Raw genomic sequence first — 952 nt, forward strand, 5'->3', positions numbered from 1 at the left:
TCAAAGATATGAATTGATGAGACCCTTCATTTCACTGTGTTACCAGTTTCCTGAAGGACTCGTGTCCTTCTGGTGCTTTTCGTGTTTCTCATTGTTTAATTTACAAGGTACAAACCGCTCACCGGCGGAACTATTTTAGTTTACCAGATTCATCGTCGTTTGTCAAGCACTTTTTCAAACTTTTTTTGCCGGCCAACCCGGCATACTTCGGTTTGTTTGCCATGCTGTCATTCGCACAACGTGTCCCAGCAAACTGGGCATAAGAAAGACAGTCGCGTGGACTGTCATCCTTATGTGTCGGCACTACCTATCTTCCCAGGCCGTCGCCAGCCAAGTATTTTCGGCGCAAGTGAGCTTAACTGCCGTGTTCGGAATGGGTACGGGTGGACCCTCACTGCAATCAGCACCGACTATTCATTTTTCCCCAAAGAAGTGGTGACCCGTACGAGAGTCGAACTCGTGTTTGCGGCGTGAGAGGCCGCCGTCTTAACCACTTGACCAACGGGCCGTTTCGTCACAACTTTTAGGGCTCCCACTTGAGTGTCTCACACCCAAGTGGGAGTGGTACACCTTCAGGGACTCGAACCCTGGACACCCTGATTAAGAGTCAGGTGCTCTACCAACTGAGCTAAAGGTGCCCATGGAAGGGGGTGTCATGCTTCTCCTGTTCGCAACGCTCGGCTTCCCTCCGTCTCGGACTTGAAACAGAAACTTGCGTTTCTTGGTTTCTCGCCCTCGCTTCGGTCCATCCTCGCGGCTCACAACGGATTAGCACTTCGCTGTTTCCACACCCTCAAAACTGAACAATGTGATCTAGCAAGCTGCCTGCATTTATTCTTGTAGGTCAAGCCCTCGGCTAATTAGTATCGGTCAGCTACACGCCTCACAGCGCTTCCACCTCCGACCTATCAACGACATAGTCTACGTCGAGCCTTACTCCATAAAGGATGAG

Annotated in this window: 2 tRNA genes and 2 rRNA genes; all 4 read right to left on the minus strand. The window is 50.6% G+C overall.

Going from position 1 to position 952, the window contains the following annotated elements:
• Positions 1 to 295: 295 nt before the first annotated feature.
• Positions 296 to 411 (minus strand): 5S ribosomal RNA (gene rrf, locus B5G37_RS14655).
• A 22-nt stretch (positions 412 to 433) separates the two neighbouring features.
• Positions 434 to 508 (minus strand) — tRNA-Glu (locus B5G37_RS14660).
• A 54-nt stretch (positions 509 to 562) separates the two neighbouring features.
• Positions 563 to 638: transfer RNA gene (locus tag B5G37_RS14665), tRNA-Lys, on the minus strand.
• 202 nt (positions 639 to 840) lie between these two features.
• A 23S ribosomal RNA gene (locus tag B5G37_RS14670) occupies positions 841 to 952 on the minus strand; the annotation flags it as partial.

Origin of the sequence: Pseudoflavonifractor sp. An85, from assembly GCF_002161235.1 — a bacterium.
Classification (GTDB): Bacteria; Bacillota; Clostridia; order Oscillospirales; family Oscillospiraceae; genus Enterenecus.